The 25,037-nt window shown below is 68.4% G+C and carries 25 protein-coding genes; 19 read left to right on the top strand and 6 right to left on the bottom strand.

Annotated elements, in window-relative coordinates:
* The first annotated feature begins 160 nt into the window (after positions 1-160).
* The 8 genes from HQQ88_RS10965 (at position 161) to HQQ88_RS11000 (ending at position 7,286) form a co-directional block, all read left to right on the top strand.
* Complete coding sequence (locus tag HQQ88_RS10965) at positions 161-1,057, top strand: hypothetical protein (protein WP_173169464.1); 897 nt, start codon at positions 161-163, stop codon at positions 1,055-1,057.
* A 103-nt stretch (positions 1,058-1,160) separates the two neighbouring features.
* A complete protein-coding gene (locus HQQ88_RS10970; protein WP_367917009.1) occupies positions 1,161-2,708 on the top strand; it encodes a putative T7SS-secreted protein in 1,548 nt (515 codons plus the stop codon).
* Complete coding sequence (locus HQQ88_RS10975; RefSeq protein WP_123294158.1) at positions 2,708-3,469, top strand: PoNe immunity protein domain-containing protein; 762 nt, start codon at positions 2,708-2,710, stop codon at positions 3,467-3,469. The genes HQQ88_RS10970 and HQQ88_RS10975 overlap by 1 nt, the downstream gene beginning before the upstream one ends.
* 372 nt (positions 3,470-3,841) lie before the next feature.
* Positions 3,842-4,123 (top strand): YrhB domain-containing protein, encoded by a 282-nt coding sequence (locus HQQ88_RS20160; protein WP_111092483.1) that lies wholly within the window; start codon positions 3,842-3,844, stop codon positions 4,121-4,123.
* Between the two features lie 343 nt (positions 4,124-4,466).
* Positions 4,467-4,922 carry an SMI1/KNR4 family protein gene (locus tag HQQ88_RS10985; RefSeq protein WP_131845300.1) on the top strand — a complete coding sequence of 152 codons (456 nt, stop codon included), beginning with the start codon at positions 4,467-4,469 and terminating at the stop codon, positions 4,920-4,922.
* Positions 4,923-4,925: 3 nt separating this feature from the next.
* Complete coding sequence (locus tag HQQ88_RS10990; RefSeq protein ID WP_173169466.1) at positions 4,926-5,465, top strand: RNA 2'-phosphotransferase; 540 nt, start codon at positions 4,926-4,928, stop codon at positions 5,463-5,465.
* A 222-nt stretch (positions 5,466-5,687) separates the two neighbouring features.
* Positions 5,688-6,467 (top strand): ankyrin repeat domain-containing protein, encoded by a 780-nt coding sequence (locus HQQ88_RS10995; protein ID WP_131845301.1) that lies wholly within the window; start codon positions 5,688-5,690, stop codon positions 6,465-6,467.
* Positions 6,468-6,659: 192 nt separating this feature from the next.
* Positions 6,660-7,286 (top strand): hypothetical protein, encoded by a 627-nt coding sequence (locus HQQ88_RS11000; RefSeq protein WP_123294153.1) that lies wholly within the window; start codon positions 6,660-6,662, stop codon positions 7,284-7,286.
* Positions 7,287-7,427: 141 nt separating this feature from the next.
* On the opposite strand, the gene HQQ88_RS11005 is transcribed toward HQQ88_RS11000, so the two are convergent.
* Together HQQ88_RS11005 and HQQ88_RS11010 are read right to left on the bottom strand one after the other, a co-directional pair.
* Positions 7,428-8,528 carry a DUF1266 domain-containing protein gene (locus HQQ88_RS11005; RefSeq protein WP_173169467.1) on the bottom strand — a complete coding sequence of 367 codons (1,101 nt, stop codon included), beginning with the start codon at positions 8,526-8,528 and terminating at the stop codon, positions 7,428-7,430.
* 23 nt (positions 8,529-8,551) lie between these two features.
* Complete coding sequence (locus HQQ88_RS11010) at positions 8,552-9,814, bottom strand: DNA recombination protein RmuC (protein WP_173169468.1); 1,263 nt, start codon at positions 9,812-9,814, stop codon at positions 8,552-8,554.
* A gap of 166 nt (positions 9,815-9,980) precedes the next feature.
* On the opposite strand from HQQ88_RS11010, the gene iolC reads away from it, so the two are divergent.
* The 11 genes from iolC (at position 9,981) to HQQ88_RS11065 (ending at position 22,264) form a co-directional block, all read left to right on the top strand.
* Entirely contained in the window at positions 9,981-11,012 is a 1,032-nt protein-coding gene (iolC, locus tag HQQ88_RS11015; RefSeq protein ID WP_173169469.1) for a 5-dehydro-2-deoxygluconokinase, read from the top strand.
* Complete coding sequence (locus tag HQQ88_RS11020; RefSeq protein WP_200849152.1) at positions 11,005-11,961, top strand: class I fructose-bisphosphate aldolase; 957 nt, start codon at positions 11,005-11,007, stop codon at positions 11,959-11,961. Before iolC ends, HQQ88_RS11020 begins: the two co-directional genes overlap by 8 nt.
* Complete coding sequence (locus HQQ88_RS11025; protein WP_173169470.1) at positions 11,958-13,469, top strand: CoA-acylating methylmalonate-semialdehyde dehydrogenase; 1,512 nt, start codon at positions 11,958-11,960, stop codon at positions 13,467-13,469. Before HQQ88_RS11020 ends, HQQ88_RS11025 begins: the two co-directional genes overlap by 4 nt.
* 8 nt (positions 13,470-13,477) lie before the next feature.
* A complete protein-coding gene (gene iolB, locus HQQ88_RS11030; RefSeq protein WP_173169471.1) occupies positions 13,478-14,410 on the top strand; it encodes a 5-deoxy-glucuronate isomerase in 933 nt (310 codons plus the stop codon).
* Between the two features lie 35 nt (positions 14,411-14,445).
* Positions 14,446-16,353, top strand: a complete 1,908-nt coding sequence (gene iolD / locus HQQ88_RS11035) for a 3D-(3,5/4)-trihydroxycyclohexane-1,2-dione acylhydrolase (decyclizing) (RefSeq protein ID WP_173169661.1) — start codon at positions 14,446-14,448, stop codon at positions 16,351-16,353.
* 50 nt (positions 16,354-16,403) lie between these two features.
* Complete coding sequence (locus HQQ88_RS11040; RefSeq protein WP_173169472.1) at positions 16,404-17,330, top strand: sugar phosphate isomerase/epimerase; 927 nt, start codon at positions 16,404-16,406, stop codon at positions 17,328-17,330.
* A 50-nt stretch (positions 17,331-17,380) separates the two neighbouring features.
* Positions 17,381-18,412 (top strand): Gfo/Idh/MocA family protein, encoded by a 1,032-nt coding sequence (locus HQQ88_RS11045; RefSeq protein ID WP_123294146.1) that lies wholly within the window; start codon positions 17,381-17,383, stop codon positions 18,410-18,412.
* Between the two features lie 3 nt (positions 18,413-18,415).
* On the top strand, positions 18,416-19,285 hold the full coding sequence (locus HQQ88_RS11050) for a sugar phosphate isomerase/epimerase (protein ID WP_123938993.1): 870 nt from the start codon (positions 18,416-18,418) through the stop codon (positions 19,283-19,285).
* Positions 19,282-20,394 carry a transaldolase family protein gene (locus tag HQQ88_RS11055; protein ID WP_123340670.1) on the top strand — a complete coding sequence of 371 codons (1,113 nt, stop codon included), beginning with the start codon at positions 19,282-19,284 and terminating at the stop codon, positions 20,392-20,394. The genes HQQ88_RS11050 and HQQ88_RS11055 overlap by 4 nt, the downstream gene beginning before the upstream one ends.
* 146 nt (positions 20,395-20,540) lie before the next feature.
* Positions 20,541-21,734 (top strand): Gfo/Idh/MocA family protein, encoded by a 1,194-nt coding sequence (locus tag HQQ88_RS11060; protein ID WP_173169473.1) that lies wholly within the window; start codon positions 20,541-20,543, stop codon positions 21,732-21,734.
* Positions 21,735-21,856: 122 nt separating this feature from the next.
* Positions 21,857-22,264, top strand: coding sequence for a tautomerase family protein (locus HQQ88_RS11065; protein WP_123294142.1), 408 nt, complete (start codon positions 21,857-21,859; stop codon positions 22,262-22,264).
* Positions 22,265-22,441: 177 nt separating this feature from the next.
* Here the strand turns inward: HQQ88_RS11065 and HQQ88_RS11070 are convergent, their stop codons facing one another.
* The 4 genes from HQQ88_RS11070 to HQQ88_RS11085 all read right to left on the bottom strand — a co-directional run bounded on the left by HQQ88_RS11070 (position 22,442) and on the right by HQQ88_RS11085 (position 24,993).
* Positions 22,442-23,200, bottom strand: a complete 759-nt coding sequence (locus HQQ88_RS11070) for a GntR family transcriptional regulator (RefSeq protein WP_123294141.1) — start codon at positions 23,198-23,200, stop codon at positions 22,442-22,444.
* A 95-nt stretch (positions 23,201-23,295) separates the two neighbouring features.
* On the bottom strand, positions 23,296-23,754 hold the full coding sequence (locus HQQ88_RS11075) for an SRPBCC family protein (RefSeq protein WP_123294140.1): 459 nt from the start codon (positions 23,752-23,754) through the stop codon (positions 23,296-23,298).
* Between the two features lie 74 nt (positions 23,755-23,828).
* Complete coding sequence (locus HQQ88_RS11080) at positions 23,829-24,467, bottom strand: exonuclease domain-containing protein (RefSeq protein WP_123294211.1); 639 nt, start codon at positions 24,465-24,467, stop codon at positions 23,829-23,831.
* Positions 24,468-24,531: 64 nt separating this feature from the next.
* Complete coding sequence (locus tag HQQ88_RS11085) at positions 24,532-24,993, bottom strand: hypothetical protein (RefSeq protein WP_173169474.1); 462 nt, start codon at positions 24,991-24,993, stop codon at positions 24,532-24,534.
* Positions 24,994-25,037: the final 44 nt, after the last annotated feature.

Genomic DNA, 25,037 nt, shown 5'->3' on the forward strand with positions numbered 1-25,037 from the left:
ACTCGCTCGTGCTGCGGTCGCGCTCGAACACCATCCGCCGCATCCAGGCGGACCACCGTGCGGAGAAGTGGTTCTAGGCCGGACGATCGTCCGCCGCTTCGGGGCGTCGCCGGTCTTCCGGCGGCGCCCCGTTGTACGAGCCCTTGCGTAGGCTCGACGCATGACTGCGACAACGGCACGGATCGTCGGACTGGACACCGCGGGCATCCGCACGCTGCACGCGGAGGCGGACGGCACGGCCGACCGGCTGCCGCACGTCGTGCCGGTGGCGCCCGACCTCGGCGTGATCCTGGCGGACGAGGACGGTGCGATCCTCACCGCGCCGGCGCTCGCCGAGATGGGCTGGACGGACGACGACGTCCTGCGTGCAGCCGTCGCCGCCGCGCAGGAGCAGGCCGGAGGCGACGTCGCGGTGATCCAGCCCGGAACGATCGTCATCCAGGACCCCGACCTCGCCGTGGTGCTCGTACTCGCACCGCAGGCGTTCCAGGGCATCGAGTTCCGCGGCAGCGCAGTGGTCTTCCCGGTCGCGCCGACGACGTTCATCGTCACCGGCGACCAGGACGAGGACGGGCTCCAGGTCGCGGCCGGTGTCGCCCAGCAGATCCTGGCCGACGACGAGGGCGAGGTCCTGAGCGGACCGCCCATGGTGCTGCGCGGTGACGGGTGGGTGCGGTTCGAGCACCCGTCGCTCGACGGGGAACTGCGGACGATCCGAGCGCTGTGGACGTCGACGGTCGCGAACCTGCAGCAGGACGACCTCCAGGCGTCGTTCGATCGCCGGGGCGAGGAAGTGCACGTCGCTGCGGTGTCGGTTGCGCGGCTCGCCGAGGACTCCCCGGCCTTCTCGTACTCGTCGTGGACCCAGGACGTCGAGACGATCGTCGCCGCGGTCGACACCGTGGTGCTCGTCACACTCGACGGCCAGACGCAGCCCGTGCCCTTCGGTCGGCTCCGGGAGTTGGCGACCGACCTGATCGACGAGCTCGACGTCCGCCCCGCCCGGTACCGGCTCCGAGGGTTCCCCGACCTCGATGCCATCCGCGCAGCCCTCTGACGCGGCCGCGTCGGTGGCACTCGTCCCCGTCGCTGCCCCCTGATATGGTCACACTCGCGCGCTTGTGGACAACGGCGCGAGAGATCGGACCTGGGGAGGAATGATGGGGCGACCGTCGGGGTGGGACGTTGTCGATCAGGGTGATGATCCGGTCAAGGGTGATCCGTCGACGTTGCGGATAATGTCGCGGGAGTACCAGCGCATCTCCGACGCGGCCGATGACGCCTCGACCCGGCTGCAGTCCGTCAAGGGGTCCGGGTGGCTGACCGACTGGGAGGGTGAAGCGGCCGACGTGTTCGTCGACGCGATCGAGGACACCCCGTCGGACTTGACCAAGCTCGTCGATTCGTACGAGCTCGCCGCGACGGCGTTGTCGGGGTGGGCTGACACGGTCGATGACACCCAGTACCGGGCCGATGGTGCGTTGGCGGATGCGAAGGACGCCACCGGGGACCTCGCCGCGGCGCAGGACCGGTTGGCGGATGCGCAGTCGACGTTGTCGCACTACGAGTCGACGTCGAAGGACCTGTCGAAGGTCGCGGACGAGTACCCGGCAGGTTCCGACGTGCCGGACGGGGTGAATGTTCCCTCGCTGGCGCAGTTGCGGGCAGCGTCCGACAACGCGTCCGTCGCGCAGGGGTCGGTGTCGTCGGCGCAGGGGGACATCTCGGCGGCGCAGTCGCGGATCGATGCGGCGAAGCGGCTCGTGGCGGATGCGAAGGGTGACTGGCAGGACGCGGAGCAGCGGACCGCGACGAAGATCGGCGAAGCTGCGGACGCGGGGCTCGGGAAGCAGTCCACGTGGGACAAGATCTTCGGGTCCGAGGCATGGGAGACCATCGTCTCGGTGGCGAAGGTCGTCGTGGCGGTGGGTGGGATCATCGCGATGATCATCCCGGGGCCGTGGACGTTGATCATCGCGGCGATCGCGCTCGTGGTGTTGGCGGACACGTTGTACAAGATGAGCAAGGGCGAAGCCGACGGGTGGGACCTCGCGTTCTCCCTGCTCGACTGCGTCCCCGCAGCCGGCGCACTGGGGCGGTTGGCGAGTTTGGGCAAGTACGCGAGAGGCATGGGTGGGATCTCTCGCGCAGGCGGCCGGGTCCTCGCCGCGGGAAGATCGGTCATCGGGAAGGCCAAGTCTGCCGTTCCGTTCGGGCGTCGGGTCGAACTGCCCCTCGGCGTCAGGGTCAACCCGAACGGGCGGACCCTGGCACGGACCGCGACCAAGGACGAGAAGGCTGCCTTCGGAGAGCAGCAGATGCACGACCTCTACGCTCGCTCCGGCTTCGACCGGATCGACACGAAGGGCAGCACCAGTGCCAACGGGCTCGACGGTGTCTACTTCAACAAGAAGACCGGCGAGTACGAGATCGGCGAGGCGAAGTTCTCGAAGCACGATGATGCTGCTCCGAACAGCCTGTTGAAGAACACGAAACTGAGCGGGCGTCAGCTGAGTGATCAGTGGATCGACTCTCCAGCAGGGCGGGATGCCTTGACTCGTTTGGAACGAGCCGTGGACGAGCGCCACTTCGACGCGGTCCAGAAGCTGCTCGACGAGGGGAAGCTCCCCCGAAGTGTCGTCGTCGTCGGACATGATGGAGGTTCAACACGATTCATGGTCGATACGGGTGGAAAGGTGATCCCCTGATGCCGCTTTTCCGGCGCAAGACTGCCCTCCGGCAGCGGGCCGCCGAGTTCGATGCGCGATACTGGCAGAGCGCCATCGAGGTGACCTCGACCAATTGGGAAGGACGCAAGGCTGCCGCGCAGCGAGCAACCGATCCCACGAAGCGCTTGAGCGCCGTTCGTGGCGAGTGGCACATGGGCCTCCGCTACCTGGCCGCGCAGTACTCCGCGGGCGTCGGCCTGGACGTCATCGGAGATGTCGCTGAATCGGTGGCGGATGCGTACTGCACGTGGGTCGACCTAGCGTCCTCCGACCAGAAGCCGTCGCCCAGCCTCGGCGACGGAAACGAGTACTACATCAGTGTGCTGCGGCTTCTCGGCATCACGATGGGCTGTGGCCGGACGACTCATGCGCGGACGGTCCTCGAGACGGTGGTTCGGCAGGGGGCGGACCCGCTGTTCTCGGCGCTTGCGTCTGCGACCGGACTTCAGCACTCCTGGGATCAGAACAAGCATTCGACGCCGAGGTTCGCGCGGCCCCTGCTCACGGCGCTCGAGCAGCCAGTCGAAGCCAGCCATGCCATCGAGACGTATCTCGCAGACTGGCCATCACGGATGAAACCGATGGATTGGATGGGGTCGCTGGAAGCAGTCGCCCCGGGCGACAGCTACGGTGCGGGATTCGTCGGGTATTGGGCGCTGGAACTGCCGGCGATCGCGAAAGCGACCGACATGCACCTCGTTGAGATGAAATCGCCCTTCCTGCCGCTCGATCTCCTGTAAGAGGAGGGACCCTCCGGACCACATCTGAAATGGCCTACCAGACGGCTCGACGCCGGTGGCGTCATCGCTAGATGCCGCCGTTCACCGACGCGTCACTGACCGTGTGCTGCGCTTTGCTCTGGCGTGCGGTGGGTTGCTCGAGGCCGGACAGTGCGACAGCGCAGAATGACGTGCCTGCCCCAGCTACACGAGTGGAAGTGGAACTCCTCTGGTGAGGGGGCTCGTGGCGTTGTCTTTGGGACCAGGGCGGGTACCGATCCAGTCGGCCAGCATGATCGGAATGGCGTTGCGTTTCTCGACGGACAGTCAGGAACGTTTGCCAAGTTGGAGAACTTCGATCAACTCTTCCTACTCAAGACACGGTGATTTTGCATGCGAACTCTGAAGGATGCTCAGGACGAATTTGCGAAGGGAGTGCGCGCTGACGAAGACCTTATTTGGGATAGGGGATGGATCGAGACCGACGATTGGTGGATCGTTCTGTACAACAGCCGAGAGTATTACGAGACACAAAACCCATTGGTCAGCCTAGCTGGGAATGCCCCCTTTGTTGTACCAAAAGACGGCATTGCCTGTTTTGCTCTTCAAACGAACACATCGGTTGAATCACAAATAGAGGAACGGGGTCAGCGGGTCATCAGTCGGTCTCGATGAAGCCAGTTCGGCTCGAGTGTAGAAGAACGAGGTGACGGTCGAGGGTCGTACCCGTAGCCTTTCTAGCTGGAACTCTTTGCGATTGCTCCGGATTCCGTTGACCGCTGGTCGGGTAGCAGGGCAAGGCGGGAACTGATCAAGCGCCAATCTGAATTGATCCGACGATCTGCCAAGTCTCACACTGATTTTCCGGTGCAGGGGCCGAGTACACGAACCGCATCAATCGTTGACGGCAAAAGAGGTTGAATGCTTCACGAGGCGTGGCCACGCCGAGCCCAGAACGCTGGGGGCGCTGAGGGTCGGATAAAGTCGCAAGGCGCGAATTGGTTGAAAGCGAATCCAGATGGGTCTCACGACCCCCGAAGCTCACCGGAGGACCACAGTGAGGGAACATCGACTAACAACCGTCGAGGAACGGCAAGTCGAGGCGCGCTTGATTGCGCCCGAGGGATTTCAGTACCCCGAGCGCTTCCAACGCGCCCTTGCACAAGACCCGCTTCCCGACATTGATCCCTTCATGTGGACGTCTGAGTACGAGAACCAGACAAAGAACTGGGTTGACATCGTTGGCGAGCAGTATCCGGCCCGTTCCCTCGTACCCTTCGCAAAGCACCAGGACACTGACGATGTGTTCTGCTTTGACGGTGGCGACCATTCGGGCGACCCTCCCGTGCTGATCATCCATACGTTTGCTTCGCCTGGGACGGAGTACCGGGGGCAGTGGACGTCCTTCGACGTCTGGTGGGAGGAGATGGAGGAGTATCGAGCAGCGTGGCTCGCGGAGCAGGAAGAGGACTGAGACATGCCTCGTAGGGACACGTCGATCAGCAAGGCGATGTCGCACGCGTTGCGGCACGAACCGGGTGCGTACGGGCTGGAACTCGGTGCCGACGGGAGCGTCCCGCTCGCAGATCTTGCCGACGCTTTGGAGCGGTCGGGCATTCAGGCATCGTTGGAAGATCTGCGCCGAGTGGTCGCCGAGTCCGATAAGCAGCGCTTCGCCGTCGAAGGCGACCGGATCCGTGCTCAGTACGGGCACTCGACGGACGAGCGCATCGTGAAGCCGTCGATCGTTCCGCAGCCGGTGCTCTGGCACGCAACTTCCACCGCTGCGGCTGAGTCGATCCTGCGCGACGGGCTCTTGCCGATGGGGCGCCAGTACGCGCATCTGACGACCGATCGCGAGCTGGCGATACAGGCGGGGCGGCGCAAGTCCACCGCTCCCGTCCTGTTGCGAATCGATGCAGCTCGAGCGCACCTGGAGGGCGTGGAGTTCTCGGAGGGCCACGACCGGGTGACCCTCGCCTTGCTCGTTCCCGCGCGGTACATCTCGGCGGAATGACGCGCCTGACTCAGCCGCGCGAGTAGCGGGGCTCCTGCATTGCTGGGGCGATGCGCTCGAGACGGTCACCCGTCGAACGGATCGATCTCTCAGTCTCCCCCGAGTGCGAGGGGGGCGACAGCAGTCTCGTCTCATCAGACGTGAGACTGCTCGGAAGAAGCGCAGATCCGACCAGCTGGGCTTGCAGTCGGCTGGCGTGGACGTCCTGGATAGCATCATCCGATGAGCACGGCGATGGACAGTTCTGCGTTCTGGGATGCGATCGTCGCGGACGATCCGCAGGCGATCACGAGGATCGCGTCGGAAGGCTTCGAAGTGTCCTCAGCATCACGCGCCAATGCCGACGCCCTCACGCCCCTCCACTTCGCGGCTCAGACCGGTGCGGTGCATGCGATGCGAGCACTCCTGGACCTCGGGGTGGAGGTGGACTCGCCGGACCATTGGGGGACGACGCCGCTGCAGCTCGCAGTGACGAACTCAGGCGACGGCGGACTTGATCCGGTCGCCGTCTTGCTCGACGTCGGCGCTGATCCGTGCCATGTCAACGACCTTGGTGCGACCCCACTGAGCTATGCCCGAATCTTGGGGGACGCACCCGCCGGGCTCATCACCATGCTGCAGCAGGATCGGGTGTTCGAGGATGATGAGGCGGGCGTATCGGTCGTGTTCGAGGCCGCTACGCATGGGTCCCTCATCGACATCCAGTCAGCAATTCGTGCCGATGCGGCTCTGCTCAACTCTGCCGTGGCTGGAGAGACTCCGCTCCGACTGCTCGTACGACGTTCTCTCCCCGTGCGACCGAATCGATCGAACCCACATCCGGTCTCCGTGGACGACGCGGTGGCTGGCGCCAGTGCAATGCTGAGTGCTGGAGCGAAGGCCAGATTGGTCGGTGCAGACGGCTTCACCGCTCAAGGGCTGGCACGAGCGTTCCTGGCGCCGAAGCCGTTGATCAAGGTGCTCGATCGTGCGGCTAAGCTCGAGCGGAGGCAGACGGCGTGAATGATCTAGAGGCATTCAATTGACTGAAGTACGGCTCGACGAGAGCGTGGATCGCGTCGGCGCTCGATATGTGCCCAGAAACTTTCCCCCCGCACTGGCTGACGCACGTTGGCGCGGTGCTTCTTTCAATGCCGGGGGTGATTGATGTTCAGATTCGGTAGAGCCGAGAACTCGAGGACGATCGAAGAACCCGTGATCGAGCACGGATACCTCTACATGCAGAAGTGGAATCACTTCACCCGAACACCGGATCCGAGAGGATTCCTGAGCGAGCAAGACTGTCGCGGGCGTTGGCGCCAGCATCAGGATGACCAGATGGACTGGTTCACTGTGGTCCCCGCCGAACCGAGCGTCGGCACCTTCGTCAGGCGGGACGATGGCGGCTTTGCAATCGATCCCTCATCTGCTGTGCCGTCCTGGACCATGGAGGTCACGCCTCGGGGCGGTATTGCCGTTGACGGGCCAGCTTTCCAAGTGTTCGTTTGGGACGCAAACAATCGCAACGTGACCCTTGGCACGTATTCGAACCGGTGGGGCGGACAGCTGTTCCTCAGCGAAGTGATCTACAAGATCTTCCCCGAACCTGATGACTTCAGGCCGAAGGAGCGTGCACTGGCCAACAAGCCCCTGTTCTCCAATCAATTGCACCTGTCTCCGAACGGTGAGGGGCAGCGCACGCGGATCGACCACTCCAAACAGACAAAAGACTTGGAGCAGTTCCACGGAGTCGACGTCGAGCCGAACTGGGCGAACACGCCGGATTTTGGTGATTGGGAAGCGTTGTCGAAGAAGGTCCTCGAGGGTAACCCCCTCATCTGATTGATCAGCTGACCAGGCAGAATGACCGATGGCCTTCTCGTCGCGAAAGAACACGTGTGGGACCGCAACGCCGAGGCCGTCCGCGCGCTCCCCGGGTCCTCCGACTCATGAGCCGCCGCCCCGACGGTGATCCTGTCGCGTTCAGGAGACCGACGCGTCGTCCTCGTCCGCCCACAGCGGGTCGCTGGCCGTCCGGGGCAGTGGCGCTCCCGGCGACGCAGGCCACGGCAACCGCGTGACCGGCCAGTTCGAGGCGAAGAGCTCGCGCCGCCCGGCATCGAACTCCTGCACCGTCTTGAGCTCGTCGTAGACCAGGGCGTACGCGGCCCGCAGGTTGTCGAAGTAGTCTTCCCACGAGTCGAACAGGGTGAAGGCGGCATCGGAGACCAGGTCGATCGACGACCAGGCATCGTCCTCGCTCAGGAGCCCGGCGGCGTACGCACCTCTGACGGCGGTGACCGCGTTCTTGACGTCCATCGACCAGAGCAGTTTCGGCGGGCGGTCCGCTCGGCGTTCGAGCAGGCTCGACCCTGCCCACGGGTCGGTGCCGAGCAGTGAGGACAGCCGGGTGAGCCGGGTCTCACCCTCGGCGGATCGGCTCAACGCGAGGAACTGCCACGACACGCTCTTCGGGCCGAGCAGGTCGACGGCGAAGGCCTGTGCGTCCCGCCCGCTTGCGATCTTGTAGGTCTCGTCGAGTTCGCGGCGCAGGAACGTCAGCGGGGGCAGGGGTATGGTCACGAAGGGCGACGGCGTGGTGTCCTGCAGGTACTCGCCGCCGAGCTCCACCCGCGAACCGTACGGGGCGAGCGACGCCGGCCACCATCCGTCGTGGAAGTCGCCGAACGAGGCGAGGGCCAGCTGCTGCAGTCGGCGGACGGGCAGCTCGCGGGCACCGGTGCGCTCCCGGTACCGCCGCTGTTCCCGCACCGGCAGCCCGATGTCACGGAGCGAGGTGATGAAGGTCAGCACGAACCACACGACGACGGCGATCAGGAAGCAGCGCCACACCGCCTGGATGCCGTACCCGAAGTGCGCCCGGACGTCGTACGGACCGGCTGTGGCGGCGACGAGGGCGACGAAGAACGCGACGATCGCGATCGCCATGATGATCCACGCTGCGGCGCGGTCCCGTCGTCGCCCGGTCTGCTTCCGCGCCTTGGCGACCATCGCCCGGTGCCGCCAGCGTGGACGGACCGGGAACTCGCGGTCGCCGGGATGGTTCTGCAGTGCTTCCCCCATGACGATCGATCGTAGCGAGCGGCTCAGTCCTCGTCGACGGCGCCGACGAGCTCCGGCGCCGTGAGCAGCCGTGGCTCGTCCTCGATCGACGACGGGTCGGCGATGACCTTCGACTCGTCGAGCAGCGACAGCCGACGGGCGCTCGGCAGCACCTGGCGCTCGAGGGACCCGACGAACCGGTTGTAGTCGACGACGGAGCCCCGGATCGAGCGGCCGAGCTTGTCGACGTGCCCGGCCATCGTGGACAGCCGGCCGTAGAGCTCGCGGGAGACCTTGAAGAGCTCGTGGGCCTCTTGCGAGACGACGTCCTGCTGCCACGAGAACGCCACGGTCTTGAGCACGGACCACAGGGTCACGGGTGAAGCGAGCGCGATGCGCTTGCGGAAGGCGTGGTCGAGCAGGCCGGGGTCGGCGGCGAGGGCGCTCGAGATGAGCGACTCGGACGGGATGAAGGCGACGGTGAGCTCGGGGGAGGCGTCGTACCCGGTCCAGTATTCCCGTGCGGCGAGGGCGTCGACGTGCGCTCGGAGCGCCTTGACGTGCTGTCCGATGAGGGCGTCGCGCCGAGCCCCCTCGGTGCCGGTGGCGGTCGCCGGGATCTCGGCGGCCTGCAGGTAGGCGCTGAACGGCACCTTGGCGTCGACGGCGATGGTCTTGCCGCCGGGCAGGTGCACGACCATGTCGGGCCGGGCGGTGCCGGCCGAGGTGGTGACCGAGGACTGCACGTCGAAGTCGACCCGTTCGAGCAACCCGGCGGCCTCGACCACGTTGCGCAGCTGCGTCTCGCCCCACACGCCGCGGGTGCTGTTCGACGACAGGGCGCTGGCCAGGGTGTCGGCCGTGGCGCGCAGGCGTTCCTCTGACTCTGCGGCCGACCGGAGCTGCGCCGAGAGCGCGCCGTACTGCTCGCTCCGCGACTGCTCGAGCTCGGCGATCTTCGTGCGCATCACGTCGAGCGTCTGCGCCACGGGGCTGAGCGCGGAGAGCACCTTGGACTCGTTCTGGTTCCGTGCCGCGTCGACGCCGTGCATGCGCTGCACCAGGTGCTCGAGCTCGGCGGAGCGCCGTTCGAGCGAGTCGACCTGGCGGCGGTACTGCGTGTCCTGGGCGTCGAGGCGTTCCTCGGCGTCGCGGCGGGCACCCTCGAGCTGGCCGCGGAGCGCCTCAGCCGTCGCACGGGACGACGCGGCGTCGATGCCCGCGCGCGACCGCGCGAGCGACCAGGCGACGACCGCACCGACGGCGATTCCGATCACGAGACCGATGACCAGGGCGAGGATCTGCATGTCGTGACCTTGGCAGGACCCACCGACACCGGGCCTCCCGGCACACCGACCCGGCCACGCGCCCGGCGGGACCAGCCCCGAAAACCATGTCATGACATTAGGGCAAACACGGTGTACAGTCGTGAACGTCCGCCGATGAAGCCGCACGGAAGGTCCACCACGTCGCATGACGAACCCCGCTCCCCACGCCTACGACGTGATCACGATGGGACGCGTCAGCGTCGACATCTACCCGCAGCAGACCGGCCCGCTCGAAGACGTCACGACGTTCTCGAAGTCCGTCGGCGGCAGCGCGACCAACGTCGCCATCGCCGCAGCGCGCCACGGTGCCGACGCCGCGGTCATCACCCGCACCGGCAACGACCCCTTCGGCCGGTACATCGCCCGCACCCTGCCGGAGTTCGGAGTCGCGAACGCGTTCGTCGAGACGGTCGACGGGCTGAACACCCCTGTCGCGTTCTGCGAGATCTTCCCGCCGGACGACTTCCCGCTGTACTTCTACCGGGCCCCGAAGGCGCCGGACCTGATGATCACGGCGAAGTCCCTGCCGCTGCACGAGATCGAGCGGGCGAAGATCTTCTGGACCACGGTGACCGGCCTGAGCGAAGAGCCGAGTCGGCAGGCACACCACGTCGCGTACGAAGCGCGCACAGCCGCGCAGAACAGCACGAAGAACCACACCGTCTTGGACCTGGACTACCGCTCGATGTTCTGGTCGAGCCCCGAGGCCGCGACGCGCGAGGTCGCCGTCGCCCTCGAACACGCCACGGTCGCCGTCGGCAACCGCGAGGAGTGCGAGGTCGCCGTCGGTGAGACCGATCCGATCCGTGCCGCCGACGCCCTGCTCGAGCGCGGCGTCGAGATCGCCATCGTCAAGCAGGGACCCAAGGGGGTGCTGGCGAAGACCCGCGACGAGTTCGTCGAGTTCCGCCCGCACCACATCGACGTCGTCAACGGGCTCGGCTCGGGCGACGGCTTCGGTGGCGCGCTGACCCACGGCCTGCTGCAGGGCTGGGGTCTCGAACGGATCCTCGCCTTCTGCAACGCCGCCGGCGCCATCGTCGCGACCCGGTTCGAGTGCTCGACGGCGATGCCCACGAGCGACGAGATCGAGTCGTTCATCGCCAGCAACCCCGCCGACGGCACGAACCACACGAGCACGGGTGCGACCAACACCGAGGAGAAGACCCATGCCTGAGATCAGCCCCGCTGACTTCCAGCGCCTCCGGGACATCCGCGCCGGACAGCCCGAACTGGTGCGGTCCGTGCTCGACGCTCGGCACAAGCGCTCCCTGCTCGCCGACGACGGCAAGCTCTTCATCGTCGCCGCCGACCACCCGGCACGCGGTGCCCTGGCGGTCCGGAACGACGAGTCCGCCATGGCCGACCGCTACGACCTGCTCGAGCGGCTCGTCACGGCGCTCGGTCGCCCCGGGGTCGACGGTGTGCTCGGGACGCCCGACATCCTCGAGGACCTGGCACTGCTCGGTGCCCTCGACGGCAAGGTCGTCGTCGGGTCGATGAACCGGGGCGGACTGCGCGGCGCGACGTTCGAGATGGACGACCGCTACACGGCGTACTCGGCACAGGCCATCAAGGACTCCGGACTCGACTTCGCCAAGCTCCTGGTGCGCATCGCGCTCGAGGACGCGGGCACGGCCCCGACGCTCGAGGCCACGGCGCGCGCCGTCAGCGAGGCCGCCGCACTCCAGCTGCCGATCATGCTCGAGCCGTTCATGTCCGCGTGGCAGGACGGCCGGGTCGTGAACGACCTGACCGCCGACGCCGTCATCACCTCGATGGCGATCGCCGCGGGCCTGGGGGAGTCCAGCGCCTACAGCTGGCTCAAGATCCCGGTCGTCGACGACATGGAGCGGGTGATGGCGGCGACGACGCTGCCGACGCTCCTGCTCGGTGGCGACCCGTCGAGCAAGCCGCTCGAGACGTACGCCAAGTGGGCCGACGCCCTCGCACTCCCCGGCGTGCGCGGCCTGGTCGTCGGCCGGACCCTGCTCTACCCGCCGGACGGCGACGTCGCCACCGCGGTCGACGTGGCCGCCGGCCTCGTCCACACCGGGAGCGCCGGCACCGCGAACGCCGGCACCACGCACGAACAAGCCACCACACTCGAAGGAAGCAACGCATGACCACCACGGAGACCGCCACCACCACCGTCGGCCACTGGATCGGCGGCAAGCACGTCGAGTCCGCGTCGGGCAACAGCGCCCCCGTGTACGACCCGGCCCTGGGCGTCGCGACGAAGCAGGTCGCCCTGGCGAACGAGGACGAGATCCAGGCCGCCATCGCGAGCGCCAAGGCGGCGTTCCCGGCGTGGAGCAACCTGTCGCTCACCAAGCGCCAGCAGATCCTGTTCTCGTTCCGCGAGATCCTGAACCGCGACAAGGGCGAGCTCGCCGAGATCATCACGAGCGAGCACGGCAAGGTCATCGACGACGCCCTGGGCGAGATCGCCCGTGGGCAGGAGGTCGTGGAGCTCGCGACGAACATCCCGAGCCTGCTCAAGGGCGAGTTCTCCGACCAGGTCTCGACCGGCATCGACGTGTACTCGATCCGGCAGCCGCTCGGCGTCGTGGGCATCATCAGCCCCTTCAACTTCCCGGCAATGGTGCCGCTGTGGTTCCTGCCGATCGCGATCGCGGCGGGCAACACGGTCGTGCTGAAGCCGTCCGAGAAGGACCCGAGCGCCGCCATCTGGCTCGCCGAGAAGTTCTCCGAGGCCGGTCTCCCCGACGGTGTCTTCAACGTCCTCAACGGCGACAAGCTGAGCGTCGACGGCCTGCTCACGAGCCCCGACGTCGAGTCGATCTCGTTCGTCGGTTCGACGCCGATCGCGCAGTACGTCTACGAGACCGGCACGAAGCACGGCAAGCGCGTGCAGGCCCTGGGCGGCGCGAAGAACCACATGCTGGTGCTGCCGGACGCCGACCTCGACCTGGTCGCGGACAACGCCATCAACGCGGGCTTCGGCTCCGCCGGTGAGCGCTGCATGGCGATCTCGGTCGTCGTCGCCGTCGAGCCGGTGGCCGACGAGCTCATCCAGAAGATCAAGGACCGCGCGGCCACCCTGCGCATCGGCGACGGTCGTCGCGGATGCGACATGGGCCCGCTCGTCACGAAGCAGCACCGTGACAAGGTCGCCTCGTACATCGAGGTCGCAGAGCAGGACGGTGCGGTGGTTGTGGTGGACGGCCGCACCGTCCGACCCGACGGCGACGAGAACGGCTTCTGGCTGGGCCCGACGCTGATCGACCAGGTCCCCACCACGAGCCGCGTCTACACCGAGGAGATCTTCGGCCCGGTGTTGAGCGTCGTCCGCGTCGCCACGTACGAAGAGGGCCTCGAGCTCATCAACTCGGGTGCGTACGGCAACGGGACCGCCATCTTCACGAACGACGGCGGCGCTGCCCGTCGCTTCCAGCGCGACGTGCAGGTCGGCATGATCGGCATCAACGTCCCGATCCCCGTGCCGGTCGCGTACTTCTCGTTCGGCGGCTGGAAGAACTCGCTGTTCGGTGACCACAAGGCGTACGGCGCCGACGGCGTGAGCTTCTTCACCCGCCAGAAGGCGATCACGAGCCGCTGGCTCGACCCGTCGCACGGCGGCATCAACCTCGGCTTCCCGTCGAACAACTGAGCCGCAGCATGGCGAACGAACAGCACGAGCACGACCAGTGGTTCATCCCGAAGGGGAGCCGGCCGGAGGCCGGCTGGACCGACGTCGTCGACGGCCGCATCGCAGGATGGGCGCACACCGGGCTCCGGACCGGCACCCTGACGGACGGTGACCCGACCGGCACGCGCGAGTTGCGCCTCCCGGCCGACGCCGTGGAGCGCATCGTCGTGCCGCTCGCCGGGTCGTTCCACGTGACCTACGTGGGCGCCGCCGGTGACGGCGAGCAGGCCCTGCAGGGGCGCGCGAACGTCTTCGAGGGCCCCACCGACGTCCTGTACCTCGGGTCCGGCACCGCGGCGACGATCACCGGCGCAGGCCGGTTCGCGGTCGCCGAGGCGCCCACCGACACCGTCAAGCCGACCACGTACGTGGCCCGGCAGGACGTGCCGGTGGAGCTCCGCGGTGCCGGGCAGTCCAGCCGCCAGGTGCACAACTTCGGCACCCCGGCGGCCCTCGACGCCGACAAGTTCATCGTGTGCGAGGTGATCACGCCGGCCGGCAACTGGTCGTCGTACCCGCCGCACAAGCACGACACCAACGTGCCGGGCGAGGAGTCGAACCTCGAGGAGATCTACTACTACGAGTCCGCGGTCGCACGCGGCCTCTCCGCTCCGGCCACCGCCGACCCGTTCGCGCTGCACCGCACGTACGCCTCGGACGACCGTCCGATCGACGAGTTCCGCGAAGTGCGCACTGGCGACGTCGCGCTGGTGCCGCACGGCTGGCACGGTCCCGCCGTCGCCGCCCCCGGCTACGACATGTACTACCTCAACGTGATGGCCGGGCCCGACCCGGAGCGCGTCTGGAACATCACCGACGACCCGGCCCACGCCTGGGTCCGCCAGGCCTGGGCGAGCGAGCAGCTCGACCCGCGCCTGCCCTACGAGAAGGAGTCCGCGTGACCACCACCACGCGCGAAACCGGCGCGACGCGCCGGATGACCGTCGGCCAGGCACTCGTCGAGTTCCTGGCGAACCAGTGGACCGTCGACGGCGACGTCCGCGAACGCACCATCCCGGGGATCTTCGGCATCTTCGGGCACGGCAACGTCGCCGGCGTCGGACAGGCCATCAAGCAGCTCCACGTCGAACAGCCCGGCCTGCTGCCGTACCACCAGGCGCGCAACGAGCAGGCGATGGTGCACGAGGCCGTCGGCTTCGCCCGCATGCACCGCCGCCGTGCGACCTTCGCCGCGACGGCGTCGGTCGGCCCGGGCGCCGCGAACATGCTCACCGCCGCTGCGCTCGCGACGACGAACCGCCTGCCCGCTCTGCTGCTGCCGTCGGACACGTTCGCGACACGGACCACCGACCCGGTGCTCCAGCAGATCGAGCTGCCGCACGACACCTCGATCCAGGTGACGGACGCGTTCCGTCCGCTGTCGCGCTACTTCGACCGCGTCGAGCGCCCCGAACAGCTGTTCTCGATCGCCCTCGCCGCGATGCGCGTGCTCACCGACCCGGCCGAGACCGGTGCCGTGACGATCGCCCTGCCCGAGGACGTGCAGGCCGAGGAGTTCGACGTCCCCGTCGCGTTCCTGCAGCCGCGCGAGTGGCACATCCGTCGGCCGCTGCCCGAGCACGGGCCGCTGGCGCGTGCGGTCGCCGCGATCCGGGGCGCGCAGCGTCCGGTGATCGTCGCGGGCGGTGGCGTGCTGTACTCCGGCGCGGAGCACGAGCTCGCCGCCTTCGTCGAGGCCACCGGCATCCCGGTCGGTACCTCGCAGGCCGGCGGCGGCTCGCTCGTCTGGGACCACCCGCAGTACCTCGGTGGCATCGGCGCGACCGGCACGGCCGCCGCGAACGCGGTCGCCGCGCAGGCGGACGTCGTGATCGGGATCGGCACGCGGTACAGCGACTTCACGACCGCGTCGCGGACCGCGTTCCAGAACCCGGACGTCACGTTCGTGAACGTCAACGTGGCCGCGTTCGACGCGTACAAGCACGGTTCGCAGCTGCCGCTGATCGCGGATGCCCGGGAGGCCCTGGTCGCGTTGACCGCGGCGCTCGCGTCGTCCGGGGCGTCACCCGCAGAGCCCGCGTTCGTCGTCGACGCCGCCTACGCTGCGGAGATCGCGTCGCTGAAGGCGGCGTGGGACGCGGCCGTCGACGGCGCGTTCGCGCCGTCCGGCGCCGACCTGCCCGGTCAGCCGGAGATCATCGGCGCCGTGCAGTCGGTGTCCGACCCGCGCGACGTCGTCATCCAGGCGGCCGGCTCGCTGCCCGGCGACCTGCACAAGCTCTGGCGTGTGCAGGACGCCCTCGGCTACCACGTCGAGTACGCGTTCTCGTGCATGGGCTACGAGATCGCCGGCGGCATCGGCGTCCGTCGTGGAGCCCCGGACCGCGACGCGATCGTCATGGTCGGCGACGGCAGCTACCTCATGCTGCACACCGAGCTCGTCACCGCCGTGGCCGAGGGCATCAAGATCATCGTCGTGCTCATCCAGAACCACGGGTACGCGTCGATCGGGCACCTGTCCGAGACCGTCGGGTCCGAGCGCTACGGCACGAAGTACCGCTACCTGGACGAGACGCAGTCGTTCGACAACGGCGACCCGCTGCCGGTCGACCTCGCGGCGAACGCGCGGTCGTACGGCGTCGACGTGATCGAGGTCCAGCCCGGCCCGGACAGCATCGAGGACCTCAAGGCCGCGGTGCGCCAGGCGAAGGCGAACGACCACACCACCCTCGTGCACGTCAACTCGGACCCGCTGGTCTACGCCCCCGAGGGCGACGGCTGGTGGGACGTGCCGGTGGCACAGACCTCGACGCTGTCGAGCACGCAGACCGCCCGCGCCGAGTACGAGCAGCAGGTCGCCGCACAGCGCCCGCTGCTCGGCTGAGCACCACCGTCCACCACACGCACCACACCCAGAAAGCAGACGACGACGTCATGACCGACACCGCCACCGCCACCGACGCCATCCGGATCGGCACCGCCCCCGACTCGTGGGGCGTCTGGTTCCCCGACGACCCGAACCAGGTGCCGTGGAAGCGCTTCCTCGACGAAGCGGCCGCAGCCGGGTACGAGTGGATCGAGCTCGGACCGTACGGCTACCTGCCGACCGACCCGTCGCAGCTGTCGGACGAGCTCGAGTCGCGCGGGCTGAAGCTGTCCGCCGGAACGGTGTTCACCGGGTTCCACAAGGGCGAGGACCAGTTCCAGCGTGCCTGGGACCAGGCCGTGGCGGTCGCGGGTCTGGCAGCGAAGCTCGGCGCCCAGCACCTCGTGACGATCCCGGACCTGTGGCGCTCGGACGCCACGGAGGAGGTCCTCGAGTCACGCACCCTGACCGACGAGCAGTGGGACCGCCTCGGCAAGGGCCACGACCAGCTCGGCAAGGCGCTGCTCGAGGAGTACGGCGTCCACCAGCAGTTCCACACCCACGCGGACAGCCACGTCGGCACCTACAAGGAGACCGTGCGGTTCCTCGAGGTGACGAACCCCGAGTACACGAACCTCTGCCTCGACACCGGCCACTTCGCGTACTACGGCGGCGACAACCTCAAGCTCATCGCCGCGCACCCAGAGCGCATCGGCTACCTGCACCTCAAGCAGGTCGACACCGACCTGCTCTTCGACGTGCTGAAGAACGACGTCCCGTTCGCCACCGCCGTGTCGCAGGGGATCATGACCGAGCCGCCGCACGGCACCCCGGAGCTCGCCCCGATCATCGAGGCCGTCGCGAAGATCAACCCGGACGTCTTCGGCATCGTCGAGCAGGACATGTACGGCTGCTCGGTCGACGCCCCCGGCCCGATCGCCGAGCGCACCTTCCAGCACATCTTCGGTTCCACGTCCGCCGCCCGCGTGTCCTGACCGGCCCCAGCAGCCGTCCACGCAGCGTCATCTACCCCAGGAGCACCGCCATGAGCACCACTGACAACCTCCGCGTCGCCGTCGTCGGCGCGGGCGCCATGGGCAGCGACCACATCCGTCGCATCACCTCGACCATCGCCGGCGCCGACGTCGTCGCGATCGTCGACCCGGACACCGGCCGTGCGACCGCCGCCGCCGCGAAGGCGCCCGGCGCGATCACCGCGGCATCGTTCGAGGAGGCGCTCGACGCCACCCCGATCGACGCCGTCATCGTCGCGACGCCCGGCTTCCTGCACGAGCCGGTCCTGGTGCCGGCGATCGAGCGCGGTCTCGCCGTCCTGTGCGAGAAGCCGCTCACGACCTCGGCCGAGGACTCGTTGCGGATCGTCGAACTCGAGCAGGCGACGTCCGACCGTCCGAAGATCCAGGTCGGTTTCATGCGCCGCTTCGACAAGGGCTACCAGGAGCTGCGCGCGCTGCGCGAGTCCGGGGCCAACGGGGCCCTGCTCGCGCTGCACCACGCGCACCGCAACCCGACCACGCCGCCGAACTTCAGCGAGTCGATGCTCATCCACGACTCGGTGATCCACGAGATCGACATCATCCCGTTCATCACGGGCGAGGCGATCACGAGCGTCGAGGTCAAGAAGCCCCGCAAGAACTCGCTCGCCCCGGCCGACCTGCCCGAGCCGCAGTTCGTGCTGTTCACCACCGAGTCCGGCACCATGGCGATCGTCGAGATCAACGTGAACGCCCAGTTCGGCTACCAGGTCACGACCGATGCGGTGTTCGAGTCCGGTGTCGCGTACATCGGTCGCGAGACCTCGCTCAACCTCGTGTCGCAGGGCGTCTCCGGCCAGGGCGTCACCCCGTCGTTCGTCGAGCGCTTCGGTGCCGCGTACGACGAAGAGGTGCAGCGATGGGTCGACGCCGCGCGCACCGGTGGCATCGACGGCCCGAGCGCCTGGGACGGCTACACGGCGTCGGTGGTCGCCGAGGTCGCCGTGCGCGCGCAGCAGTCCGGTGCGCTCGAGCCGATCACGTACGCCACCGCGAAGCCCGCGTTCTACGAGACGGCCTGATCGATGCCGAAGATCGCGCTCGACCCCACGCCGTACCACCACGACCTGTCGCTGCTGGAGTTCCCGCAGAAGGTGGCCGACCTGGGCTACGAGTACCTGCAGCTCACCCCGCACAAGGACTTCATCCCGTTCTACCGGCACCCCACGGCCGACGACGACCTCGTCGACGCGTTCGCCGCGGCGTGCACGACGGCCGGGGTCCAGGTCGCGTCGGTCCTGCCCGTCCTGCGCTGGGCCGGCCCGGACAAGGAGGCCCGCGAGGCCGCCGTCAAGAAGTGGAAGCGGGTCATCGAGATCACGAAGCGCCTGGGCGTGGACACGATCAACACGGAGTTCTCCGGCCGACCCGAACGCGCTGAGGAGTCCGAGGACCAGTTCCACTGGGCGATGGAGGAGCTCCTGCCGATCATCGAGGACTCCGGCATCCGGGTCCTCATCGACCCGCACCCCGACGACTTCGTCGAGGACGGACTCGAGGCGCTCCGGGTGATCCGCGGGCTGAACTCGAAGAGCATCGGCTTCGTCTACGTCGCCTGCCACACGTTCCACTACGGCGGCAACATGGACGAGATCATCGACGCCGCGGGCGACTCGCTGCAGCTCGTGCACGTCGCCGACGCCTACGACCACCACCGGTCGCACGGCCTGCGCTACATCACCAACCCGCCCGGCAACCCGGTCCGCGTGCACCAGCACCTGCCGGTCGGCCAGGCGGACGTCGACTTCGACGCCTTCTGGGCCGCCCTCGACCGGGTCGGCTTCACGGCGCGCGAGGACACCGTCGCGGTGTCGAGCGTCTTCGCCGAGGACGAGAACGCCGACGAGGTCTCGCGCTTCCAGCTCGACACGATCAAGAAGGGACTCACACGATGACCGACACCCTCTCGTCACCGGCGACCACCGACGCCGACGTCCGACCCGTCACACTGCAGGCCGCGTCGCAGACCGTGACCGCCCTGTGGAACGACTCCGCCGACCCGCGCGAACTGTCCACCGCTATCCACGAGTACGGCGCCGTCGGGGCGACCTGCAACCCGGTGATCGCGTACACCTGCATCAAGCAGGACCCCGAGACCTGGGTGCCGCGCATCCGTGAGATCGCCGCGGAGCACCCGACCGCGGGGGAGTCCTGGATCGGCTGGAAGGCCGTCGAGGAGCTCTCCATCGCGGCGGCCGAGCAGCTGCTGCCCGCGTTCGAGGCGTCCGGCGGCCGCAACGGTCGCCTGTCGATGCAGACCGACCCGCGGTTCCACCGCGACGCCGACGCCCTGGTCGAGCAGGCCGTGCGGTTCTCGCAGCTCGCCCCGAACATCATCGTGAAGATCCCCGCCACCAAGGTCGGCATCGCCGCGATCGAGGAGGCCGCCTACCGCGGGGTCTCGATCAACGCGACGGTGTCGTTCACGGTGCCGCAGGTCGTCGCCGTCGGTGAGGCCATCGAGCGTGCGCTCGACCGTCGTGCCGCCGACGGGCTGCCCGACCAGGAGTTCGGCCACGTCGTCACGCTGATGGCCGGCCGGTTCGACGACTGGCTGAAGACCGTCGTCAAGCGGGACCACGTCATGGTCGACCCCGGCATCCTCGAGTGGGCCGGCGTCGCCGCGGTGAAGAACGCCTACCGGGTGTTCCAGGAGCGTGGCTTTCGGTCGCGCGTGCTCGTCGCCGCCTTCCGGAACGCCTTGCAGTGGTCGGAGTTCCAGGGCGGGGACCTCGTCGTCTCGCCGCCGTTCCAGTGGACGAAGGACATCAACGCGAACGCGTTCCCGTTCCGTCCGGACGCCATCCACGACGAGGTGCCGGCCGACGTCATCGCGGCTCTGCGCGCTGCGACGCCCGAGTTCGCGCGCGGGTACGACGTCGACGGCATGACGATCGACGAGTTCGACCGGTTCGGCGCCACGGTGACGACGCTGCGCCAGTTCCTCGACGCCGACGCGCAGCTCGACGCCCTGGTGCGGGACATCATCTTCCCGCCGAACTGAGCCGAGCCACTTCGTGAGCAGAAGACGTCGGGTCGCCCCAGGTGACCCGACGTCTTCTGCTCACGGTCTTTGTACTGACAAACCACGAGCGATCCCGTACGATGGTTGGCGCGCTCCAATCGGCGCCCACGAACGAAGGAGTTCCCATGGACAGCATCGGTGTCGGCCTCATCTCGGTCGGCTGGATGGGGCGGCTGCACTCCCGCGCCTACCGCGCCCTGCCGGACCACTTCCCGGAGCTCGGCGTGCAGCCCCGCCTCGTCGTTGCCGCGGACCCGATCGAGGCCGCACGTGACCAGGCCGTCACCCGCCTGGGCTACGAGCGGGCGGTCGCCGATTACCACGAGGTCCTCGCGGACCCGGCCGTCGACGTCGTCTCGATCTGCTCGCCGAACTTCCTGCACCGCGAGATGGCGGTCGCCGCTGCCGAGGCAGGCAAGCCGTTCTGGATCGAGAAGCCGATGGGCCGCTACGCCAGCGACTCGCGGCAGATCCACGAGGCCGTCCAGCGCGCGGGCGTCATCACGAGCGTCGGGTTCAACTACCGGCACGCCCCCGCGATCGAGCGGGCGCGCGAACTCGTCCGCAGCGGCCGCCTCGGTCGGATCACGAACGTGCGCGGGTCGCTGCTCGCCGACTACTCGTCCGACCCTGCTGCGCCGCTCACCTGGCGCTTCGAGCGTGAGCGTGCCGGCTCGGGCGTGCTCGGCGACCTGCTGTCGCACGGCCTCGACCTGGCGCAGTACGTCGTCGGTCGGATCGCCAGTGTGAGCGCGCTCGCCGAGACCTTCATCCAGGAGCGCCCGAAGCCAGCCGCGGGCATCGTCGACCGGAGCGCCGCCGCCACCGGCGAGCTCGGCCGCGTCGAGAACGAGGACTACGCCGCCCTGCTCTTCCGCTTCGAGGACGGCGCCGTCGGCACCATGGACTCGAGCCGTGTCATGCGGGGGCCGCACGCCGAGTACACGCTCGAGGTCTACGGCACCAGGGGTTCGGTGCGGTGGGACTTCCAGCGGCTCAACGAGCTCGAGGTGTACCTCGACGGCCAGGAGGTCGACGGCTACGCCACGCACTACGTCGCCTCGGGTGACGGCGAGTTCGCGCGCTTCCAGCCCGGCGCCGGCACGGCCATGGGCTACGACGACCTGAAGACGATCGAGGCCGCCCAGTTCATCGCGAGCGTCCGTCGCGGGGAGCAGCTCGCCCCGTCGGTCGCCGACGGGCTGGCCGCCGCGTCCATCGTCGAGGCGGCGGAGGCGTCCCTCGCCGACGGCGCGTGGCACGACGTCGCGCGCGTCGACGGACCGCTCACCTACGCGGCGGCGACCCCCGTGCTCTAGACGGTCGCGGACGACGGACGGGAGGCGCGGTGCCAGCTGGCACCGCGCCTCCCGTCGCTCTGTTGTTGACTGTCAATCGATGTTAGTTTGTCAGGACAAAGTCCCGAACTGCAGGAGGCATCATGCCGCTCGTCCGTATCGACCTCGCCACCGGCCGCACGCCGCAGGCGGTGCGCGCCATCGCCGACGCCATCCACCAGGCCATCGTCGACGTGTACGCGATCCCCGTGCGCGACCGGTTCCAGGTGATCACCGAGCACCCGGCGCAGCAGATCATCGCCGAGGACGCCGGCCTGGGGTTCGAGCGCACCGAGGGCGTCGTCGTGATCCAGGTCTTCACGCAGCGCGGGCGCACCGACGAGGCGAAGACGACGCTGTACGCGGCCATCCACGACGCCCTGGCGGCGATCGGTGTCGCGTCCGAGGACGTCTTCATCGGCTACGTCGAGAACGGGCCGCAAGACTGGTCGTTCGGCTTCGGGCGTGCCCAGTACGTGACTGGCGAGCTCGGCGTGCCCGCGCCGGCCTGAGTGGGGGTCCGTCTGTCTGCCGGTCCTGCGCCCGCTCGCTCGCCCAGTCCGTCCGGCCCCGTCCCGAGGTTCCGAAATCTCGGCATCTCGGGGCGTCCAGCGGCCATCCGTGGAACCTCGGCGTCACGCGTACGGCAGTTCGTGGAACCTCGACGTCACGCGGTCAGCACGAACTGGCTACTTGTCGACGAGGGTGACCTCGAACGAGTAGCGGTCGGGGCGGTAGCAGTGCACGCCGTACTCGACCGCGCGCCCCGAGGCGTCGTACGCGGTGCGGCTCATGGTGAGCACGGGGTCGCCGTCCTCGATCTCGAGCAGACCGGCCTCTTCGTCGGTGACCGCGCGGGCACCGATCCGCTGCTTGGCCACCCGCATGGTCACACCGCGACCGCGGAGCAGCTGGTAGAGCCCGTGGTCCTGCAGGTCCTGGTCGGTGATCTCGAGGAACTCCGGCGGCAGGTAGTTCTCGAGGATCGCCATCGGGACGTCCTCGGCGAACCGGACGCGGCGGATGTGCGCGACGATCGTGCCGGGCTCGATGCTGAGGGCTGCGGCGACCTCGTCCGAGGCAGGGACGTCGTTGCGCTCGAGGAGCTTCGTCGCCGGTGCCTGTGACCCCTGGGCCAGGTCGTCGTACAGGCTCGTGAGCTCGACCTTGCGGGTCACCGGGCCGTGCACGACCTGTGTTCCGATGCCGCGGCGGCGGACGAGCAGACCCTTGTCGACGAGGTCCTGGATCGCCCGGCGGATCGTCGGGCGGGACAGCCCGAGGCGTTCGCCGAGCGCGATCTCGTTCTCGAGACGGGCGCCGGGAGGCATCACACCGGAGCGGATCGACTCCTCGATGCGCGAGGCCACCTGGAAGTAGAGGGGCATGGGACCCGACCGGTCCAGGTCCATGAACAGGTCGGACGGCAGCTGGCCTTCGTTGGTCATCGCGGTCCTTCGGGGAATTGCGGGTTCGGCATCGATGCCGAGGGATTGTCGTGACAATACCACCGGGTGCCCTGCTCCCCGGTGTGCCACTCCCGTCAGCGCTCGACCGCAGCCTTCAGCTTGGCGAGGCCCTTCTCGAAGTCGCCGCCGAGGAACTTGTCCATGTTGACGAACACCCCCATCACGCGCGACATCACGTTCTGCGGGCTCGTCATCGACCAGACGACCCGCGTGCCGTCGGTCGCTTCGTGCAACCGGAACGCGACCGCGCTCGACGACTTGAACGGTGCGGTGAACTGCAGGTCGACGTCGACCTCGGTGGCATCGACCCGTGTGATCGCCATCGACCCAGCGCCGGCCTTGCGGTTGCCCTTCCAGGCGTACGTCGAGCCGACCGTCCCCGGTTCACCGGTGTACGTCCGGTGCAGCGCGGGATCCTGCCCCTCCCACGGCGACCACTCGACCCAGCGGTGCAGGTCTGCCAGGTACGGGGTGATGTCCGCGGCGCGAGCCGTGATGACGGTCTCGCGTTCGATCGTGGTGGGCGCTGCCATGCGCTGAGCGTAGTGCTGCTGTCGAGGCCGCGACAGCGACCTTCGGTTCGGCCGGCTCGGCCGGCTCGGTCAGCTCAGTCGGCGAAGACCATCGGGCGGTTCGACAGCCGTGGCTGCGGCGTCGAGGCCTTGGGCTTCTCGGCTCGGGCCCGGACCGGGGCGATCGTCACGCGGGTCGCTGCACCCAGGGCCTCGACCGTGTCGGTGCCGTGGTGGCCGGCCGCGTGGATGACGATCGCGGCGCACGCCTCGGCATCGGCGGCGGCGTCGTGGTGCTGGAAGCCCTCGAACCCGGCGGCCATCGCGGCGACCGGCAGTCGGTAGGAGTCGAGCGTGTAGGTCTTGCGGGCCACCGCGAGCGAGCACATCGAGTGGTGCTCGGCGAGGTCGATGCCGGTTGCCGAACACCCACCGGCGATGACGCCCATGTCGAACCGAGCGTTGTGCGCGACCAGGACGTCACCCTCGGCGAAAGCCACGAGGTCCGGGTACTGCTGCTCCCACGTCTTCGCGCGCACGACGTCCTCGGCGACGATCCCGTGGATCCGGGTGTTCCACTCGAGGAACGCGTCGTGTCCGAACGGTGGGCGGATGAACCACGACGCCCGGTCGACGACCCGGCCCGCGCGGACCTTGACCAGTCCGACGGAGCACGCACTGGCGGGCGAGCTGTTCGCGGTCTCGAAGTCGATCGCGGTGAAGTTCAACGGCACGGTTCCGATCGTCGCACGGGGCGCCGACATCGCCGGAAGCCGCCTCGGCGTTGCGGCCGGACGCTCAGCGGCGTCGCACCCGACGCGAAGCCCGCCGGCGACGTGCCGTCAGCTGCCAGGTGGCGGCGAGGCGCTTGCGTTCCGCCTGCCACCAGGGATCGAGCAGCGTGCCGACGAGCTCGAACGGCAGGTACGCCGTGTCGACCTGCCAGCGTGGCGGCACGCTCCGGACGTGCGCGGTGAACGCCGATTCGAAGTCCGAGGTGATCGCGGGGAACGCGAACTCGACCGGCAGCACCACGTCGCGGTACCGGTCCTCTTCCTCGTGGTCGATCGCCGGGTCGTCGGGGTCGTAGTCGACGAGCACCTCGGCCGCGAGGTCACCGAAGGCATCGTGGAGCGCGTCGAGCTCCTCCGGCGGCAGCGCCTGGAGCGCCCCGACCGTCGCGCTGGTGAAGTAACGCCGCTGCGTTCGACGGTCGTGCCCCATCGAGTGCACACCGAGCCGGTCGCGTTCGAACCACATCGACGTCCTCCTGTTCCGTCGTCCGGACCGGGCGACGGGGACCA

This window comes from Curtobacterium sp. VKM Ac-2861 (assembly GCF_013204965.1).
Lineage (GTDB): Bacteria > Actinomycetota > Actinomycetes > Actinomycetales > Microbacteriaceae > Curtobacterium.

Coding starts and splice junctions, on each gene's coding strand:
- HQQ88_RS11055 (WP_123340670.1), top strand. CDS start 19,282: ATGACCGACACCCTCTCGTCACCGGCGACCACCGACGCCGACGTCCGA.
- HQQ88_RS10985 (WP_131845300.1), top strand. CDS start 4,467: ATGGGTCTCACGACCCCCGAAGCTCACCGGAGGACCACAGTGAGGGAA.
- HQQ88_RS11045 (WP_123294146.1), top strand. CDS start 17,381: ATGAGCACCACTGACAACCTCCGCGTCGCCGTCGTCGGCGCGGGCGCC.
- HQQ88_RS11050 (WP_123938993.1), top strand. CDS start 18,416: ATGCCGAAGATCGCGCTCGACCCCACGCCGTACCACCACGACCTGTCG.
- iolC (WP_173169469.1), top strand. CDS start 9,981: ATGACGAACCCCGCTCCCCACGCCTACGACGTGATCACGATGGGACGC.
- HQQ88_RS11085 (WP_173169474.1), bottom strand. CDS start 24,993: ATGTGGTTCGAACGCGACCGGCTCGGTGTGCACTCGATGGGGCACGAC.
- HQQ88_RS11075 (WP_123294140.1), bottom strand. CDS start 23,754: ATGGCAGCGCCCACCACGATCGAACGCGAGACCGTCATCACGGCTCGC.
- HQQ88_RS11070 (WP_123294141.1), bottom strand. CDS start 23,200: ATGACCAACGAAGGCCAGCTGCCGTCCGACCTGTTCATGGACCTGGAC.
- HQQ88_RS11005 (WP_173169467.1), bottom strand. CDS start 8,528: ATGGGGGAAGCACTGCAGAACCATCCCGGCGACCGCGAGTTCCCGGTC.
- HQQ88_RS10965 (WP_173169464.1), top strand. CDS start 161: ATGACTGCGACAACGGCACGGATCGTCGGACTGGACACCGCGGGCATC.
- iolD (WP_173169661.1), top strand. CDS start 14,446: ATGACCGTCGGCCAGGCACTCGTCGAGTTCCTGGCGAACCAGTGGACC.
- HQQ88_RS11020 (WP_200849152.1), top strand. CDS start 11,005: ATGCCTGAGATCAGCCCCGCTGACTTCCAGCGCCTCCGGGACATCCGC.
- HQQ88_RS11010 (WP_173169468.1), bottom strand. CDS start 9,814: ATGCAGATCCTCGCCCTGGTCATCGGTCTCGTGATCGGAATCGCCGTC.
- HQQ88_RS10990 (WP_173169466.1), top strand. CDS start 4,926: ATGCCTCGTAGGGACACGTCGATCAGCAAGGCGATGTCGCACGCGTTG.
- HQQ88_RS10995 (WP_131845301.1), top strand. CDS start 5,688: ATGAGCACGGCGATGGACAGTTCTGCGTTCTGGGATGCGATCGTCGCG.
- HQQ88_RS11040 (WP_173169472.1), top strand. CDS start 16,404: ATGACCGACACCGCCACCGCCACCGACGCCATCCGGATCGGCACCGCC.
- HQQ88_RS10975 (WP_123294158.1), top strand. CDS start 2,708: ATGCCGCTTTTCCGGCGCAAGACTGCCCTCCGGCAGCGGGCCGCCGAG.
- HQQ88_RS10970 (WP_367917009.1), top strand. CDS start 1,161: ATGGGGCGACCGTCGGGGTGGGACGTTGTCGATCAGGGTGATGATCCG.
- HQQ88_RS11025 (WP_173169470.1), top strand. CDS start 11,958: ATGACCACCACGGAGACCGCCACCACCACCGTCGGCCACTGGATCGGC.
- HQQ88_RS11065 (WP_123294142.1), top strand. CDS start 21,857: ATGCCGCTCGTCCGTATCGACCTCGCCACCGGCCGCACGCCGCAGGCG.
- HQQ88_RS11060 (WP_173169473.1), top strand. CDS start 20,541: ATGGACAGCATCGGTGTCGGCCTCATCTCGGTCGGCTGGATGGGGCGG.
- iolB (WP_173169471.1), top strand. CDS start 13,478: ATGGCGAACGAACAGCACGAGCACGACCAGTGGTTCATCCCGAAGGGG.
- HQQ88_RS20160 (WP_111092483.1), top strand. CDS start 3,842: ATGCGAACTCTGAAGGATGCTCAGGACGAATTTGCGAAGGGAGTGCGC.